12 protein-coding genes and 2 pseudogenes are annotated in these 15,206 nt (G+C 67.5%); 8 read left to right on the forward strand and 6 right to left on the reverse strand.

The window, feature by feature from the left end; all coding sequences use genetic code 11:
- Nucleotides 1-104 precede the first annotated feature (104 nt).
- Complete coding sequence (locus KY49_RS27670; RefSeq protein ID WP_042587582.1) at nucleotides 105-1,613, reverse strand: S8 family peptidase; 1,509 nt, start codon at nucleotides 1,611-1,613, stop codon at nucleotides 105-107.
- 39 nt (nucleotides 1,614-1,652) lie between these two features.
- On the opposite strand from KY49_RS27670, the gene KY49_RS37765 reads away from it, so the two are divergent.
- Together KY49_RS37765 and KY49_RS27675 are read left to right on the forward strand one after the other, a co-directional pair.
- Complete coding sequence (locus KY49_RS37765) at nucleotides 1,653-1,907, forward strand: hypothetical protein (protein ID WP_143134640.1); 255 nt, start codon at nucleotides 1,653-1,655, stop codon at nucleotides 1,905-1,907.
- A 117-nt stretch (nucleotides 1,908-2,024) separates the two neighbouring features.
- Nucleotides 2,025-2,357 (forward strand): hypothetical protein, encoded by a 333-nt coding sequence (locus KY49_RS27675; protein ID WP_042587583.1) that lies wholly within the window; start codon nucleotides 2,025-2,027, stop codon nucleotides 2,355-2,357.
- A gap of 59 nt (nucleotides 2,358-2,416) precedes the next feature.
- On the opposite strand, the gene mmsB is transcribed toward KY49_RS27675, so the two are convergent.
- The 3 genes and pseudogenes from mmsB to KY49_RS27690 all read right to left on the reverse strand — a co-directional run bounded on the left by mmsB (nucleotide 2,417) and on the right by KY49_RS27690 (nucleotide 6,278).
- Complete coding sequence (gene mmsB / locus KY49_RS27680) at nucleotides 2,417-3,307, reverse strand: 3-hydroxyisobutyrate dehydrogenase (RefSeq protein ID WP_042587584.1); 891 nt, start codon at nucleotides 3,305-3,307, stop codon at nucleotides 2,417-2,419.
- A gap of 16 nt (nucleotides 3,308-3,323) precedes the next feature.
- Complete coding sequence (locus KY49_RS27685) at nucleotides 3,324-4,850, reverse strand: CoA-acylating methylmalonate-semialdehyde dehydrogenase (protein WP_042587585.1); 1,527 nt, start codon at nucleotides 4,848-4,850, stop codon at nucleotides 3,324-3,326.
- A gap of 106 nt (nucleotides 4,851-4,956) precedes the next feature.
- Nucleotides 4,957-6,278 (reverse strand): annotated as a pseudogene (locus tag KY49_RS27690) (MFS transporter).
- A gap of 162 nt (nucleotides 6,279-6,440) precedes the next feature.
- On the opposite strand from KY49_RS27690, the gene KY49_RS27695 reads away from it, so the two are divergent.
- The 5 genes from KY49_RS27695 (at nucleotide 6,441) to KY49_RS27715 (ending at nucleotide 11,002) form a co-directional block, all read left to right on the forward strand.
- The gene (locus KY49_RS27695; RefSeq protein WP_042587586.1) at nucleotides 6,441-7,409 is read left to right on the forward strand and encodes a LysR family transcriptional regulator; all 969 of its coding nucleotides are present in this window, start codon (nucleotides 6,441-6,443) and stop codon (nucleotides 7,407-7,409) included.
- A 183-nt stretch (nucleotides 7,410-7,592) separates the two neighbouring features.
- Nucleotides 7,593-8,159 (forward strand): cysteine hydrolase family protein, encoded by a 567-nt coding sequence (locus KY49_RS27700; RefSeq protein WP_331456573.1) that lies wholly within the window; start codon nucleotides 7,593-7,595, stop codon nucleotides 8,157-8,159.
- A 26-nt stretch (nucleotides 8,160-8,185) separates the two neighbouring features.
- Nucleotides 8,186-9,268 (forward strand): IS630 family transposase, encoded by a 1,083-nt coding sequence (locus KY49_RS27705; protein WP_042588788.1) that lies wholly within the window; start codon nucleotides 8,186-8,188, stop codon nucleotides 9,266-9,268.
- Between the two features lie 401 nt (nucleotides 9,269-9,669).
- Nucleotides 9,670-10,320, forward strand: coding sequence for a J domain-containing protein (locus KY49_RS27710; protein WP_042587588.1), 651 nt, complete (start codon nucleotides 9,670-9,672; stop codon nucleotides 10,318-10,320).
- 367 nt (nucleotides 10,321-10,687) lie between these two features.
- The gene (locus KY49_RS27715) at nucleotides 10,688-11,002 is read left to right on the forward strand and encodes a hypothetical protein (RefSeq protein WP_042587589.1); all 315 of its coding nucleotides are present in this window, start codon (nucleotides 10,688-10,690) and stop codon (nucleotides 11,000-11,002) included.
- 146 nt (nucleotides 11,003-11,148) lie between these two features.
- Here KY49_RS27715 and KY49_RS39060 read toward each other — a convergent pair.
- Nucleotides 11,149-11,523 (reverse strand): annotated as a pseudogene (locus KY49_RS39060) (transposase); the annotation flags it as partial.
- A 95-nt stretch (nucleotides 11,524-11,618) separates the two neighbouring features.
- Here KY49_RS39060 and KY49_RS27725 point away from each other — a divergent pair.
- Nucleotides 11,619-13,868: a putative bifunctional diguanylate cyclase/phosphodiesterase gene (locus tag KY49_RS27725; protein WP_042587591.1), complete on the forward strand. Its 2,250-nt coding sequence runs from the start codon at nucleotides 11,619-11,621 to the stop codon at nucleotides 13,866-13,868.
- Between the two features lie 33 nt (nucleotides 13,869-13,901).
- On the opposite strand, the gene KY49_RS27730 is transcribed toward KY49_RS27725, so the two are convergent.
- Nucleotides 13,902-15,032 (reverse strand): diguanylate cyclase, encoded by a 1,131-nt coding sequence (locus KY49_RS27730; protein ID WP_042587592.1) that lies wholly within the window; start codon nucleotides 15,030-15,032, stop codon nucleotides 13,902-13,904.
- Nucleotides 15,033-15,206 lie beyond the last annotated feature (174 nt).

The following is a 15,206-nucleotide window of genomic DNA, read 5'->3' on the forward strand; positions in this document are numbered from 1 at the left end:
CGTCCCGGGCGGGACGGCGGGGTGCAGTACCGGCCGGCGGACGCCGCCGGCCGCGGCGCGTCGCGCGGCGTCGCCCGGGCCAGGCCGGGCGCGTTCGCGCTCGCTTACTTCGTGGCGGCGGCGACCGCGTTGCCGGCGTCGAGCAGCCCCGCACCGCAGGTGCTCGTCGAGCAGTTCGAGCCGCTCGAGAACGGCCGCGCGCTCGACTGCAGCCGCTGCAGGACCTGCGCCGGCGTGAGCGCCGGATTGACCGCGAGCATCAGCGCGACGGTGCCCGCGACGTGCGGCGTCGCCATGCTGGTGCCGTTGTAGCTCGCGTAGCTGTCCGCGCCCGGCGACGTCGTGCCGGCATTGAGCGTCGACAGGATGCCGACGCCCGGCGCCGCGATCTTCACGGCCGGGCCGTAGTTGCTGAAGCTCGCGCGCACGCCGCTGCTGTTGACCGCGGCGACCGCGATCACGCCCTGGCAATTCGCGGGCTGGCTATTCGCGACCGGGCCGCCGCTGTTGCCGGCCGCGACGACGACGTTCGCGCCGCGCGCCGTGATCGCGTCGATCGCGTTCTGGTACGTCGTGCTGCAGGTGCGGCTGTTGCCGCCGAGGCTCAGGTTCAGCACCTTCGCCGGCGTCGGGTTCGCCGGCGCGCCCGGCACCGGCAGGCCGGCGGCCCAGCGCATGCCGTCGGCGATGTCGCTCACCGTGCCGCCGCACTTGCCGAGCACGCGCACCGGCTGCACCTTGCCGACCCACGAGATGCCCGCGACGCCATTGCCGTTGTTCGTCACCGCGCCGATCGTGCCCGCGACGTGCGTGCCGTGCCACGAGCTGTTGCGCGCGCCGCAGCCGTAGAACGGGCCGTTCGGGTCGGCATCTTCCTGAGCGGTCACCCAGTCGCCCGGATCGGACGCGCTGTTGTCGCGGCCGTTGCCGTCGTTCGCGGTCGCCGGATCGGAGATGAAGTCGTAGCCGGGCACCAGGTTCGCGGCGAGATCCGCATGCGGGCGATAGCCGGTGTCGATGACGCCGACGACGATGTTCGGGGAGCCGGTCGTGCGATCCCATGCCTTCGGCAGGTTCGCGCCGCCCGCCGGGCTGGAGTAGCCCCATTGCTCGCCGTAGCGCGTGTCGTTCGGCACGAGCAGCGGAACCATCCGCGCGTCCGGCTCCGCGTACTCGATCGCGCCGTCCGCCGCGAAATCGCGGGCGAGCCCTTCGGCCTCGGCGAGCGACACGCGACGCTGCAGCGACAGCACCGTCGCGCCGCCCGACATGTCGCGCTTGATGCGGATGCCGGCGGCCGGGTCGGCCGGGTTGCCGGGCGCCGAGGCGGCGGCGGCGCCGAACGCCTGGCCTGCCGCGCGCGCGCGGCGGGCCGCGAGCACGCGATCGATGACCGCCTGGACGTCCGCGTGCCCGGCGGTCGCGGCCGAAGCAGCAGACGTGGCGGACGGCGTCTTGGCGGTGCGCAGCTTGACGATCAGCTGGTTCACCGCATCGGCCGGCCCGGGCACGGGCGCAGCCGCGGTTTGCGCGTGTGCGGCGCAGGCGAGGCCGGCCAGCGCGGCACCGAGGACGGTCGCGTTAAGCGAAGCAGTGCGAATCAATTTGGACATGCCGATACTCCCCCCGACAGGATTGAACGGAATGCATCGATGCTGCTTGTCTTGTTGCTGTCTTGTAGCTGCTTGCTTCGCTGCGCTGCCGGCAGGCGTCGGATTGGCGTCAGGGAGCCGGGCGAAACGTCGATCTTTGTTCACGCTGGGCCGCGCCGTTTCTTTCCGGAAGCTTGCGCAGAAATTAGCTCATTGAAATGCGTGCGTCAAACATTTTTAATTCAAATCAAAAAAAGTTTGATTCTTTCGCAATCTGGAACGCCGACCGACGGATACGCCGGTGCGGATCGGTGATCATTTAACCATTGGAAACAATCTGTTTACTTTACGGGGCATGATCTTCGGCGAATCGGCAGGCATACTTGCGGAAATGATGTGAAATGCCGTTGATCCGGCGCATAACCGCTTCCCATGACGAATCCTGTCCCTTTCCGATCCCTGCGCTGGCTGCCGCTCGTGGCCGCCGCCTGCCTGCTTGCCGCTTGCTCGACCACGTCCGACGTCACGGCGACGTCGAATCCGAACGTGTTCACCGTGTCCACGCGCACGGTCGGCGTGTCGACCAACTGGGCGACCGCGCACGAGAACGCGGTCAACGAGGCGATGAACTTCTGCTCGCAGCGCGGGATGCGCGCCAGCATGAAACAGGAGTCGCTGAGCGCCGGCCGCGGCGTGAGCGGCCGCTCCGAACTCGCATTCGAGTGCCATCCGACTTTCGAGGCCATGGCGGGCCCGCGCGGCTGAACGATTCCGGCGACATACGGCGGCGGGGCGGCACGTAACGCCGCGCCGCCGTCCCGGCGTCACGCGGCCGGCGCCTCGTACAGCTTCACGCACGCGGAGAAGTCGAGTCCGCCCAGCCCCTGCTGGCTCATCGACTGATAGAGCTGCTGCGCGAGCGCGCCCATCCACACCGGCTGGCGCGCCTGCCGCGCGGCTTCGGTCGCGAGCCCGAGATCCTTCAGCATCAGGTTCGCGGCGAAGCCGCCGCTGTAGCCGCGCGCGGCGGGCGCCGCGGGCAGCACGCCCGGGTACGGGTTGCAGCTGTCCGAGCTCCAGCAGCGGCCGGTCGACGTGTTGATGATGCCGGCCAGCACCGCGGGCTCGATGCCGAGCGCCGCGCCGAGCGCCATCGCCTCCGACACGCCCATCATCGAGATGCCGAGCAGCAGGTTGTTGCAGATCTTCGCGATCTGGCCGGTGCCGGTGCCGCCGCAGTGCACGACGTTCTTCCCCATGTCGAGCAGCACCGGGCGGATCTGCTCGAACAGCGCGGCGTGAGCACCGACCATGAAGGTCAGCGTGCCGGCCTGCGCGCCGGCGGTGCCGCCGGACACCGGCGCGTCCGCAAGCGGATGGTCCTGCCGCGCGGCCGCGTCGGCGATCGCGCGCACCGTGCCGGGGTCGATCGTGCTGCAGTCGATCAGCGTCGCGCCGGCGCGCGCGCCCGCGAGCACGCCGTCGTCGCCGAGATAGACCTGCTGCACGTGCGAAGCTGCGGGCAGCATCGTGATCACGAGCGCGGCGCGCGCCGCCGCGTCGCGCGGCGAGCCGGCGGCGGTCGCGTCCGCGCGCACCGCGGCGTCGAGCGCGTGCGCGTCGAGATCGAACACCGTCAGCGCGTGGCCGGCCTTGAGCAGGTTGGCGGCCATGGGGCCGCCCATGTTGCCGAGCCCGATGAATGCGATGTCCATGTTCCGGCTCCTCGCGTCAGCGCAGCGCGATCGTGGTGTTGACGCCGCCCGACGTCGCATCGTCGTCGAACCAGCGCGCGGTGACGGTCTTGGTCTGCGTGTAGAACTGCACCACCTGCTTGCCGTACGGGCCGAGATCGCCGAGCTTCGAGCCGCGCGAGCCGGTGAAGCTGAAGTAGGGCACCGGCACCGGGATCGGGATGTTGATGCCGACCTGGCCGACGTCGATTTCGCTCTGGAACTTGCGCGCGGCCGCGCCGCTCTGCGTGAACAGGCCGACGCCGTTGCCCATCGGGTTGCGGTTGACGAGCGCGATCGCGTCGTCGAGCGTGTCGGCTTCGAGCACGACCACCACCGGCCCGAAAATCTCTTCCTTGTAGATCGACATCTCGGTCGTCACGTTCGAGAAGATCGTCGGGCCGACGAAATTGCCCTGCTCATAGCCCGGCACCTTCACGCCGCGGCCGTCGAGCAGCAGCGTCGCGCCGGCCTTCACGCCTTCGTCGATCAGCCCCGTGATGCGCGCGTGCGCGGCCTTCGACACGACGGGGCCGACGTCGGTGCCGGCCTCGTGCCCCGCGCTGACCTTCAACTGCTTTGCCTTCTCGACGAGCTCCGGCAGCCAGTCGCGCGCGGCGCCCACCAGCACGACCACCGACGTCGCCATGCAGCGCTGCCCCGCCGCGCCGAACCCGGCGCCGACGAGCGCGTTGATCGTCTGCTCGCGATGCGCGTCGGGCAGCACGACCGCGTGGTTCTTCGCGCCCATCATCGACTGCACGCGCTTGCCGTGCTCGCTGCCGAGGTTGTACACGTGCGTGCCGACGCGCGTCGAGCCGACGAACGAGATCGCCTTCACGTCCGGATGCGTGCACAGCCGGTCGACCGCGGTCTTGCCGCCGTGCACCACGTTCAGCACGCCCGGCGGCAAGCCGGCCTCGATCGCGAGCTCGACGAGCTGCATCGTCGACAGCGGGTCCTGCTCCGACGGCTTCAGCACGAACGTGTTGCCGCACACGATCGCCATCGGGAACATCCACAGCGGGATCATCCCGGGGAAGTTGAACGGCGTGATGCCCGCGCACACGCCGATCGGCTGGCGCAGCGTGTACGTATCGACGCCGCCCGCGACGTTCTCCGCGAATTCGCCGAGCTGCAGCGTGCCGATCGAGCACGCGTGCTCGACCACTTCGAGGCCGCGGAAGATGTCGCCCTGCGCGTCGGGCAGGGTCTTGCCCTGTTCGGCGGTCAGCGTTTTCGCGATGCGTTCGAGGTTGCGGCGCACGAGGTCCTGGAACTTCAGCATGATGCGCATGCGCGCGCCGATCGGCGTGGTCTTCCAGGTCTGGAACGCGCGCTGCGCGGACGCGATCGCGGCGTCGACCTCGTCGACGGTCGCATACGGCACGCGGCCGATCGTTTCCTGCGTCGCGGGGTTGACGATGTCGCCCCATTCGCGGGTGTGCGATTCGACGAACTGGCCGTCGATCAGCAGCTTGGCGGTGGGCAGCGCGACGGTGGCTTGAGGTACGGCGGCGTTCATGAACAATCTCCGGATAAAGAAGCGGCAATGCGATGAAAGGAGGCGGCCGCCGCGCATGCGCGCCGGCCGGCAGGTCAACGAATGGGGAGCGGGGCGGATCGTGCGGTCAATCGCGCGCGCGGCGCATCAGCCCCGTGCAGATCAGCGCGAACGCGCCGAGCCCGACGAGGTAGGCGATCACGTAATGCGGCTGGCCGCCGCCCGTCTTCAGCAGCGACGTCGCGATCATCGGCGCGAAGCCGCCGCCCAGCACGCCCGCGAGCTGCACCGACAGCGAGATCCCGCTGTAGCGGATCTCCGCCGGGAACTGCCTGGCGAACAGCAGCGATTCCGGCGCGTACAGGATCGGAAACACCACGCCGAGGCCGAGCACGATCGCCCACCACGCGATCGACGTCTGCCGCGTGCCGAGCATCATGAAGAACGGCGCGACGAACGCGCACATCAGCACGAGGCCGATCGCGAACATCCGGCGCTGGCCGATGCGGTCGCTCAGGTGGCCGCACAGCGGCATCGTCACGAGCGACAGCACGGCGCCTGCCGTGATCGCCTCCAGCATCGCGGCTTTCGGCAGGTGGAGCTGCTGCGTCGCATACGCGAGCGCGAACGTGACGACCATGTAGAACCACGTGTTCTCGGCGGCGCGCGCGCGCCGACGATCGTCAGCACCTCGCGCGGATGCCGGCGGATCGCTTCGAGCACCGGCGACTTCACCGCCTTGCCCTGGTGCTTCATCTTCTCGAAGTCCGGCGATTCCGGCACTTTCGCGCGGATGAACGCGCCGAGACCGACCAGCGCGATGCTCGCGAGGAACGGGATGCGCCAGCCCCACGACAGCATGTCCGCGTCGGGCAGCGCCGCCACCGCGGTCATCGCGAGCGACGACAGGATCAGGCCGAGGCCGACCCCCGTCTGCGGCAGGCTGCCGAACAGCCCCTTGCGGCCCGCGGGCGCATGCTCGACCGCCATCAGCACCGCGCCGCCCCATTCGCCGCCGACCGCCATCCCCTGCAGGAAGCGCATCGCGATCAGCAGCGCGGCCGCCCAGTAGCCGATGCTGTCGTACGACGGGATCAGCCCGATGACCATGCTCGGCACGCCCATCAGCAGCAGCGTGACCATCAGCATCGACTTGCGACCGATGCGGTCGCCGAAGTGGCCGAACACGATGCCGCCCATCGGCCGGCCGATGAAGCCGACCGCGAACGTGCCGAATGCGGCGAGCGTGCCGGCCACCGGGTCGAGCGACGGGAAGAAGATGCGGTTGAAGACCAGCGCGGCGGCGGTGCCGTACAGGAAGAAGTCGTACCACTCGATCGTCGTGCCGGTCATGCTGGCCCAGCCGGCCAGCAGGTGGTCCTTCGCGGTTCGGGTGGGCGCGGGCGCGGCAAGCTCCGCGTGCTCGTCGAGGGTGGATCGGGTCTGCATGGCGTCTCCATCGTTATTTGCCCGCGGCTCGTGGTCCGCAGGTCACGGTCGAGTATAGTTATGCGCAGAATCCTGTAGTACCGACAAAGAATCCGGTTGGATGTGCAAATTTGCATATCGGCGGCCGGCCCGGAGACCCTCCCACCTGAACCCCGCCCGCCGATGCGACACCACCCCGAGCCGGTATCCGGCAACCTGAACTGGGACGACCTGCGGTTTTTCCTGGAAGTGGCGCGTACGCAGCGCGCGAGCGGCGCCGCGAAGCGCCTCGGCGTCGACTACACGACCGTCGCCCGGCGCATCCGCGCGCTGGAGGAGGCAATGGGCACGCTGCTGTTCGACAAGTCGCGCTCCGGCGGTTTCGTGCTGACCGCCGAAGGGCAGCGGCTCGTCGCGCATGCGGATGCGATGGAGACGACCGTGCAGTCGGCCTGCGACCAGGTCGCCAATACCGGGCATGCGCTGTCGGGGCATGTGCGGATCGGGTCGACGGAAGGTTTCGGGTGCTTTTTTCTTGCGCCGCAGCTTGCGCGGTTTCGCGCCGCGCATCCGCACGTGACGGTCGACCTGCTGCCGGTGCCGCATTTCGTCAGCCTGACGAAGCGCGAGGCCGATCTTGCGATCACGCTCGAGCGGCCTGAGCGTGGGCCTTACGTGTGCACGAAGCTCTGCGATTACCAGTTGCGGCTTTATGCGACGCGGGCGTATCTGGCGAGTCATGCGCCGATTGCGGGCGTGGGCGATCTTGCCGCGCACACGTTCATCAGCTACGTCGACGATCTCGCGTTCAGCAGCGAGCTGCTGTATCTGGAACGCGCGGTGCCAGGGGCGACGGCCGGGCTGCGCACGACGAGCGTGATCGCGCAGTATTTCGCGGCGCTGCAGGGCGGGGGACTGGCGATCCTGCCTTGCTTCATCGCCGCGCAGCAGCCGGCGCTCGTGCCGGTGCTGGCGGACGAGGTGGTCGTGACGCGGTGCTTCTGGCTTACCTGTCGGGAGGATTTGCGCAAGCTGCGGCGGGTGACGGCGCTGTGGGATTACCTGCGCGCGGCGGCGGATGCGAATCGCGCATTGCTGGCGGGGGAGTCGGGGGAGTTGCGGTTTGTTGGGGCGCCTGATCCGCTGGCCTGACCTGCATGGCGCGCGTCGAGCGGCTTGCCGGGCCGTGCGAATCCAGTGGCGTGGCCGCCGTGATGTACAGTTGCCTGTCGCATCAGCGACGTCCGCCAATCCGGCGCAGAACCCCGAATCGATTCGAAGTTTCCGCTACCTCGACACATGTGCTCACTCCTTCCGTCTCCTGGCGCCGTCCTGTTGCTGATCGACCTGCAGCGAGCGATCGACCATCCGAGTTGGGGAGAAAGAAACAACCCTCATGCGGAGTCGCAAATTCGCCGGTTGCTCGTCCATTGGCGCAGGCAGGGCTGGCCGGTATGGCACGTTCGGCACGACTCCACACACCCGGAGTCTCACTACCGGCCGGGCCAGCCGGGACACGAATTCAAGCCGGAGGCCACTCCGGTGGCCGGCGAACCCGTCATCCCGAAACAAACGAACAGCGCGTTCATCGGAACCGATCTGGAAGCCCGGCTTCGGGCCGGCGGCCACGATGCGCTGGTCGTGGCCGGCGTCATCACGAACAATTCGGTCGAGGCGACCGTTCGCATGGCCGGCAATCTCGGCTTTCGCACGTGGCTAGTGGCTGACGGCTGCTTCACGTTCGCCCGGCCCGACTGGAACGGAACGCCCCGAAGCGCCGACGATGTTCACGCGATGTCGCTGGCCAATATGCATTCCGAATACTGCACGGTCGTTAGCGCGGATGCGCTGCTAGTGTTCCGTCCCAGAAATAACTTTACATGGAATTGTGTTGCTCTATGATCAAGCGAAATTGAGTGGAGGTGATCATGGCGCGCAAGAGAATCGAGGTGGTGATCTCGGAACTGGAGCGGGAGCAATTGCTGTCGATGAGCCGCTCGCGTTCGCTGCCTCATTCGCTGGTGCGCCGGGCAAAGATTGTCCTGATGGCGGCTGACGGTCGTACGAACCAGGAAATCGCAGCGCAATGTGAAGTAACGTCTCCTGCGATCACGCACTGGAAGAAGCGGTTTGTCGCGCATGGGCTCGCCGGTCTGCATGACGAAGCACGCCCGGGGCGACCGCGCGCGCATGACAATGAAGCCGTGGCGGAGTTGCTGGCGAAGGTACTGCATGAGAAGCCCGACGGGGCAACGCACTGGAGTGTGCGTTCTGCTGCTGCGCAAACGGGTATTTCGAAGAGTTCGGTGGCCCGGTATCTGTCGCTGTTCGGTGTCCAGCCTCATCGCTCGAAGAGCTTCAAGCTTTCGACTGATCCGTACTTCGTCGAAAAGGTGCGCAATATTGTCGGGCTGTATCTGAGCCCGCCGACCAACGCCTTGGTGCTGTGTGTCGACGAGAAGAGCCAGTGTCAGGTGCTCGAGCGTACGCAGCCGGTGTTGCCGATGGGGCTGGGCTATCTTGAAGGTGTTACGCACGACTATATACGGCATGGCACGACCACCTTGTTTGCAGCGCTCAATGCGGCGACGGGCGAAGTCATCACGCAATGCAAGCCGCGTCATCGACATCAGGAGTTTCTGGCGTTTTTGAATCACATTGATCAAGCGGTTCCGGAAGATCTTGACGTGCATCTGATCGTCGATAACTACGCAACGCACAAGCACCCGAAGGTCAGGACATGGCTGGCGAAGCACCCGCGTTATCACATGCACTTCACGCCGACGTATTCGAGCTGGCTCAATCAGGTGGAGCGCTGGTTTGGCCTGATCACGCAGCAGGCCATCCGGCGCGGCTCGTTCAAAAATGTGCGCCAGCTGATTGCCAGCATCGAGCGCTATGTTGAGCAGTACAACCAGCACAAACGTCCGTTCGTCTGGACGGCAACCGCCGATTCCATCCTTCAGAAAGTGGCTCGGCTATGCAAAGTTATTTCTGGGACGGAACACTAGGGTCTGTTTACATACGGAACACGCATGCGAATGCCCGAAATCGCCCGTAGGGCAAGGAGCAAGGAGCGCCGTTTGGCCGTGCCAAACAAGCGACGAGCGACGCCGCCATACGGGCGATTTCGGGCATTCCCGTGGAATGGTTTTTTGAAATTTGGGGTTGCCACGAGAACGGCCGCTCGCCGCGTTGCGCTCCTTGCGAATACGTCCAGTATTCGCGGCGTCGCGCGCCTCGCGAGCGGCCGTTCTCGTCGCAACGCATGCGTGTTCCGTATGTAAACAGACCCTAGGCACGTCCAGCCAGGCAGAGTGAATTCCGGAGGGCGGCATTCGCAGGTCGACCACACGTTGGCGTCGCGGCGCCATGCTACGATCGACCCGATCCGACTTCCACCCGGTGCGCAATGACGACGCTATACGAATTGCTTGGCGTGCGCGAGGACGCCTCCGACGAGGAAATCAAGCGCGGCTACCGGAAGGCCGCGATGAAAGCGCATCCCGACCGCAACGTCGGACGCGAGGCGGCCGCGCATGCGCTGTTTCAGGAGATCAAGGAGGCTTACGCGATTCTCTCGGACCCCGCGCAGCGCCGTGTCTACGACACCGTCTATGCGGAGGAGATGCTTCGCCACGCGCGCCTGCGCGAAGAGGAAGAGCGGGCGCAGGCGGAGCGTGATGCGCAATACGCACGGTTCGTGACGCTGGCGATGCGCTTTGCCGAGCAAGGGCACAACCGCGACGTCGTGTTCGGCGTGTTGCTCGGCCGCGATTGTGAAGCGCCGCTCGCCGAGCGCATTGCCGGCAGCGTGGTCGAGCTGCATGCGTCGCGGCAGGCGGGGGCGTCGCGGGATGCGCAGAGCGACGAGCCGGCGCCGCGACACGACGAGAACGCGGCGCAGACGGCGTCGGCCCGGGACGCACGAGAGCCGGACGGCGTGTCGCAACCGGCGTCGGAGCAAGCGTCGAAGGACGACATCCGAAAGAGCGACGAACGCGCGGAACACACGGATTTCTTCAGCGTGCTGTGGCACAGCATGTTCGGGCTGCGCCAGTGAATCCGCATGCGATCGATGCCGGTTTCGAAAAATTCCCTTTCCTCGAATCACGTCGCGCAATGACGGCTGTCGGCTGCCGGCCGGCCTTGCCGTAAACGTTCGGCGTTTCCTCCCGCTCTCCGTCAAAGCACCGAGCCACTTTGGGCACGCCGATTGCTGCCCGACGGACAGATGTAACCGACTCTGACCGACCGGTTGTATCGAATCCCGTCCCGCTTCGGCTGCATTCGCATGTGCGCGTCCGATCCCGCATGTCGCTCGTTGTGGAGGGTCGCGCACCGTGAAACGTGCGCTTACACGTCTCGACAGGTTTGCACGTCCGTCGCGGGTATCGTGAATTCATGTTGCCCATAGCAAGGAGGCTGCGATGCAGATCCGTTCAATCATCTCCCACGCCGCGCTGGCGGCGGCCATGGCAGGCGGCGTCTCGCTGAGTGCGGGGACCGCGATCGCGCAGGAAGGCCCGGCGCCCGGCACGTATGGTCAGGCGCCCTCGATTCCGGCCGCCGATGTCAACATCACGATCGGCATGCATGGCGACCGCTATTGGGATGGCCATCGGTACTGGCGGCACGAGGAATGGGTGCATGAACATGCGCGCGAAGAACACGACCCGTGGCGCCGCGACGAGGAATCCGAGCACATGCGGCGTCGTTACGACGAGCCGCGTCGTGATTATTGACCCGCGCATGAGCTGAAGCGGTCGAGGCAGGTGCCGCCGCGTCCGTTGACGGGCGTCAAGCGTCATCAGCCTTCACCGGAAGTCGACCGCCTGCACGTCAGCGCGCCGCCCGACTGCGGGCGTTCGAACACCATCGGCGCGGCGCGCATGCCACGCGCATACATGCTGATGACGTGGTCGTCGAAGCCGGGCAGCCGGCGTTGATACTTGCCGACCAATTGCGGCTCGAACGTCGCCTGCCGATCGCGCGGAATATCCAGCTTCAGTTCGCCGTTGGGCGTCAGGACCGTCTTGGGGCTGGTGCCGTTGCGGTGGTTGCCGGCCTTGCCTTGCTCTTCTTGGTCACTGTTGCATCGGTCATGGGACGTTAGTTCCGTTTTCGTCTCATGACCTCGGCACACTAAAAATCTGACAGGCTCCGACGTCACGATCCAACACACTGCTTGCCGCACATTGGTGCTTAAGCGTACCGGTACTGCGGCACGACGCCCGCCGAGCCTCCGTCCGGTTTTGCCACCCATCGGCGTAAACCCGGATGCGGAAACCCGCGCGCCGTCACGATATAACGAATCAGACGTCCCAGACGCGACCAAAAACCACACGTCAGGTTTTCACCTTGGATACCGAACCGCAAAGCCCGCGCTACAGCCTCGGCCTCGCGGCCGAAGTGCTCGCGTCCGAACAGAGCGTGCTGCGGCTGATCACGCGCAACACGCCGCTGCCCGAACTGCTGGCCGAAGTCTGCCGCCGCGCCGAGGCGCTGCTCGGTACGGGCGCCTCCTGCACGATCATGCTGCTCGACGACGACGGCGTGCACATCCGCGTCGGCGCCGCGCCGTCACTGCCCGCCCATTACGGCGCGGCGATCGACGGCGTCGCGATCGGGCCCGTCGCGGGCTCGTGCGGCACGGCGATGTACGAACGCCGGATGGTCGCGGTCGAGGACATCGCAACGGACCCGCTGTGGGACGCCTACAAGGGCCTCGCGCTGCCGCTCGGCCTGCGCGCGTGCTGGTCGGTGCCGTTCCAGGACGAAGCGGGCGCGGTGCTGGGCGCGTTCGCGGTCTACCATCGCGCGCCGCGCCGGCCGACCGACGAGGAAACGGCGCTGCTGCGCGACATCAGCAACAGCGTCGGGCTCGCTGTGCACCAGGACCGGATCGCCCGGCAGCTGGCGCGCAGCGAGGAACATCACCGGCTCGTGGTCAACAGCCTGAACGAGGGCATCCTCGTCGTGTCGCGCGACGGCACCGTGACCGCGAGCAACCCGAGCGCGCAACGGATGCTGCGCGTGCAGGGCAGCATCGTCGGTTGCCGGCTGTGGAGCCTGGTGACGAGCGCGACCCGCGAGGACGGCACGCCGATCCCGCTGGACGACTGGCCGAGCCGGCGCGCGCTTGCCACCGGCGCGCCGCAGCCCGGCTTTACGATCCGCCTCGGCCTTGCCGACGGCGACATGATCTGGGTCAGCGGCAACGCGGTGCCGATCGTGAAGCCGGGCGACGCGCAGGCCGGCTCGGTGCTGCTCTCGTTCAACGACGTCGGCCCGATGCGCGAAGCGCAGCAGAAGCTGCGCTACCTCGCGACGCGCGACGCGCTGACGGGCCTCTACAACCGCCGCTGGCTCGCGGATCGAATGCGCGACCTGTTCGGCGCGCACGACGGCGCCGCCGAAGCCGCGCGCGTCGCAATCCTGTTCATCGATCTCAACGGATTCAAGAAGGTCAACGACACGGCCGGCCACGATGCGGGCGACGCGCTGCTGCGCGGCGTCGCGTCGCGGCTCGCGGGCTGCGTCGGCGAACGGCATGCATTGACGCGCGTCGGCGGCGACGAGTTCGTGATCCTGGTCGACGACTACGACGCGCCGGACGATCTCGCCGCGCTCGCGCGGCGGGTGATCGACGCGATCGCGCGGCCGTTCGACGTGGCGAACAACGAGTACTACCTCGGCGTGTCGATCGGCATCAGCCTCGCGCCGCGCGACGGCGACGACGCGGCAACGCTGATGCGCAACGCGGATTCCGCGATGTACGACGCGAAGCAGCACGGGCGCAACACCTTCACGTTCTTCACCGCGCAGCTGAACCAGCGGCTGCAGCGCCGTTTCGCGATCGAGCAGTCGCTGCGCCGCGCGCTCGCGTCGAACGCATTGCGGCTCGCGTACCAGCCCGTCGTCGACGGCCGCAGCGGGCGCACGGTCGGCGCGGAGGCGCTGCTGCGCTGGACCAGCGCGGAGCTCGGGCCGCTGTCGCCGGCGGAGTTCATCCCGGTTGCCGAGGACACGGGGCTGATCGTCGCGATCGGGCAATGGGTGCTCGAAACCGCGTGCCGCCAGGCGGCCGAATGGCGCCGCACGATCGCGCCGGACCTGATGATGGCCGTCAACCTGTCGCCGCGGCAGTTCCACGACGGGCTCGTCGAATCGGTCGACCGCTGCCTCGCGAAGGCGGGGCTCGACCCGTCCGCGCTGGAGCTGGAGATCACCGAAGGGCTGCTGATGTACGACACCGACACGGTGCTGCCGATGCTCCGCGCGCTCGCCGACATGAACGTGCGGATCTCGGTCGACGATTTCGGCACCGGCTATTCGTCGCTGTCGTACCTGAAGCGCTTTCCGCTGCACAACCTGAAGGTCGACCGCTCGTTCGTGTCGGGCGTGCCGGAACACCGGGATGCGGTCGCGATCACGCAGGCCGTGGTCGCGATGGCGCATTCGCTCGGGATGAAGGTCACGGCCGAAGGCGTCGAGACCGAAGCGCAGTCGTCGTTCCTGCGGCAGATCGGCTGCGACAAGCAGCAGGGCTACCTGTTCAGCCGGCCGCTCGAGCCGGCCGAATACGCGCGCCGGCTCGTCGCGCCGTAAGCCGCGCGAAGCCGCGCGCGGCGCGCCCCGGCGTCAGGCGGGCGGCGTGCCTCCGTGCGCGCCGCCTTGCCCCGCCGGCGCGGCCACGTCGATCGCGACGCGGTTCTTGCCGTCGCGCTTCGCTCGGTACAGCGCGCGGTCCGCGGCCTCGATCAGCGACGTCGTCGGCGCATCGGCCGCCGGCACGATGCTCGCGCCGCCGATGCTGATCGTCACGTAGCGGCCGGTCGACGACTGCTCGTGCAGCAGTTTCAGCGCCTCGATCGCGAGGCGGATCTTCTCGGCGAGCAGGCGCAGGCCGCCCGGCGACGTGCCGGGCAGCACGACCGCGAATTCCTCGCCGCCGAAGCGCGCCGCGAGATCGCCCGCCCTGCCGAGACAGCGCTCGACGGTGGCCGCGATCTGCTTGAGCACGTCGTCGCCGGACACGTGGCCGTAGGTGTCGTTGTACAGCTTGAAGTTGTCGACGTCGATCATCAGCAGCGACAGCACCGCGTGCTCGCGCGCGCCGCGCCGCCATTCGGCGCTCAGGTATTCGTCGAGATAGCGCCGGTTCGACAGCCCGGTCAGGCCGTCCGAGTGCGTGAGGCGGCGCAGTTCGAGGTTCGCCTGCAGGAGCTGCTGCTGCGACTGCCGCAGCGCGCGGTAGGCTTCGTCGCGCTGCAGCTGGTTCACGTAGGAGCGCGAGTGGTAGCGGATGCGTGCGACCAGCTCGATGCGGTCCGGCAGCTTCACCAGATAGTCGTTCGCGCCGGCGGTGAACGCCGCGCTCTTGATTTCCGGCTCGTCCTTCGTCGACAGCACGATGATCGGCACGTCGCGGGTCGCCGGATTCGCGCGGTACGCCTTCACGAGGCTCAGCCCGTCGGTGCCGGGCATCACGAGGTCCTGCAGGATCACGGTCGGCCGCGTCTGGACGGCCGCGATCATTGCGTCGTGAGAATGCGTGCAGTAATGGAAGTCGATGTTGTCTTCGTCGGCGAGCGCGCGGCGTACGGCTTCGGCGACGATCGTCTGGTCGTCGACGAGCAGCACCATCACCGGCACGTCGGTGGCCGGCGGGGTCTGCAGCGCCTTGCGCGCGGCTTCGAGCGCGGCGTCCGCGGCGTCGGCGGCGGGCGTCCCGCCGTCGTCGCACGGGCTTCGCGTGGTGTCACTGGTCATGTCGATACCTGTTTCTGCTAGGGTCTGTTTCCATACGGAACGCACATGCGTTGCCACGAGAACGGCCGCTCGCGAGGCGTGCGACGCCGGGAATACTGGACGTATTCACAAGGAGCACAACGCGGCGAGCGGCCGTTCTCGTGGCAACCCCAAATTAAAAAATTCATTCCAGGG

It is taken from the genome of Burkholderia sp. MSHR3999, assembly GCF_000833595.1.
GTDB classification, from domain to species: Bacteria; Pseudomonadota; Gammaproteobacteria; order Burkholderiales; family Burkholderiaceae; genus Burkholderia; species Burkholderia ubonensis.

Bases quoted from the DNA above. Each gene is read 5' to 3' on its own strand.
- KY49_RS27705 (WP_042588788.1), top strand. From the start codon at position 8,186: ATGGCGCGCAAGAGAATCGAGGTGGTGATCTCGGAACTGGAGCGGGAG.
- KY49_RS27670 (WP_042587582.1), bottom strand. From the start codon at position 1,613: ATGTCCAAATTGATTCGCACTGCTTCGCTTAACGCGACCGTCCTCGGT.
- KY49_RS27675 (WP_042587583.1), top strand. From the start codon at position 2,025: ATGACGAATCCTGTCCCTTTCCGATCCCTGCGCTGGCTGCCGCTCGTG.
- KY49_RS27695 (WP_042587586.1), top strand. From the start codon at position 6,441: ATGCGACACCACCCCGAGCCGGTATCCGGCAACCTGAACTGGGACGAC.
- KY49_RS27685 (WP_042587585.1), bottom strand. From the start codon at position 4,850: ATGAACGCCGCCGTACCTCAAGCCACCGTCGCGCTGCCCACCGCCAAG.
- KY49_RS27710 (WP_042587588.1), top strand. From the start codon at position 9,670: ATGACGACGCTATACGAATTGCTTGGCGTGCGCGAGGACGCCTCCGAC.
- mmsB (WP_042587584.1), bottom strand. From the start codon at position 3,307: ATGGACATCGCATTCATCGGGCTCGGCAACATGGGCGGCCCCATGGCC.
- KY49_RS27730 (WP_042587592.1), bottom strand. From the start codon at position 15,032: ATGACCAGTGACACCACGCGAAGCCCGTGCGACGACGGCGGGACGCCC.
- KY49_RS27715 (WP_042587589.1), top strand. From the start codon at position 10,688: ATGCAGATCCGTTCAATCATCTCCCACGCCGCGCTGGCGGCGGCCATG.
- KY49_RS37765 (WP_143134640.1), top strand. From the start codon at position 1,653: ATGCTGCTTGTCTTGTTGCTGTCTTGTAGCTGCTTGCTTCGCTGCGCT.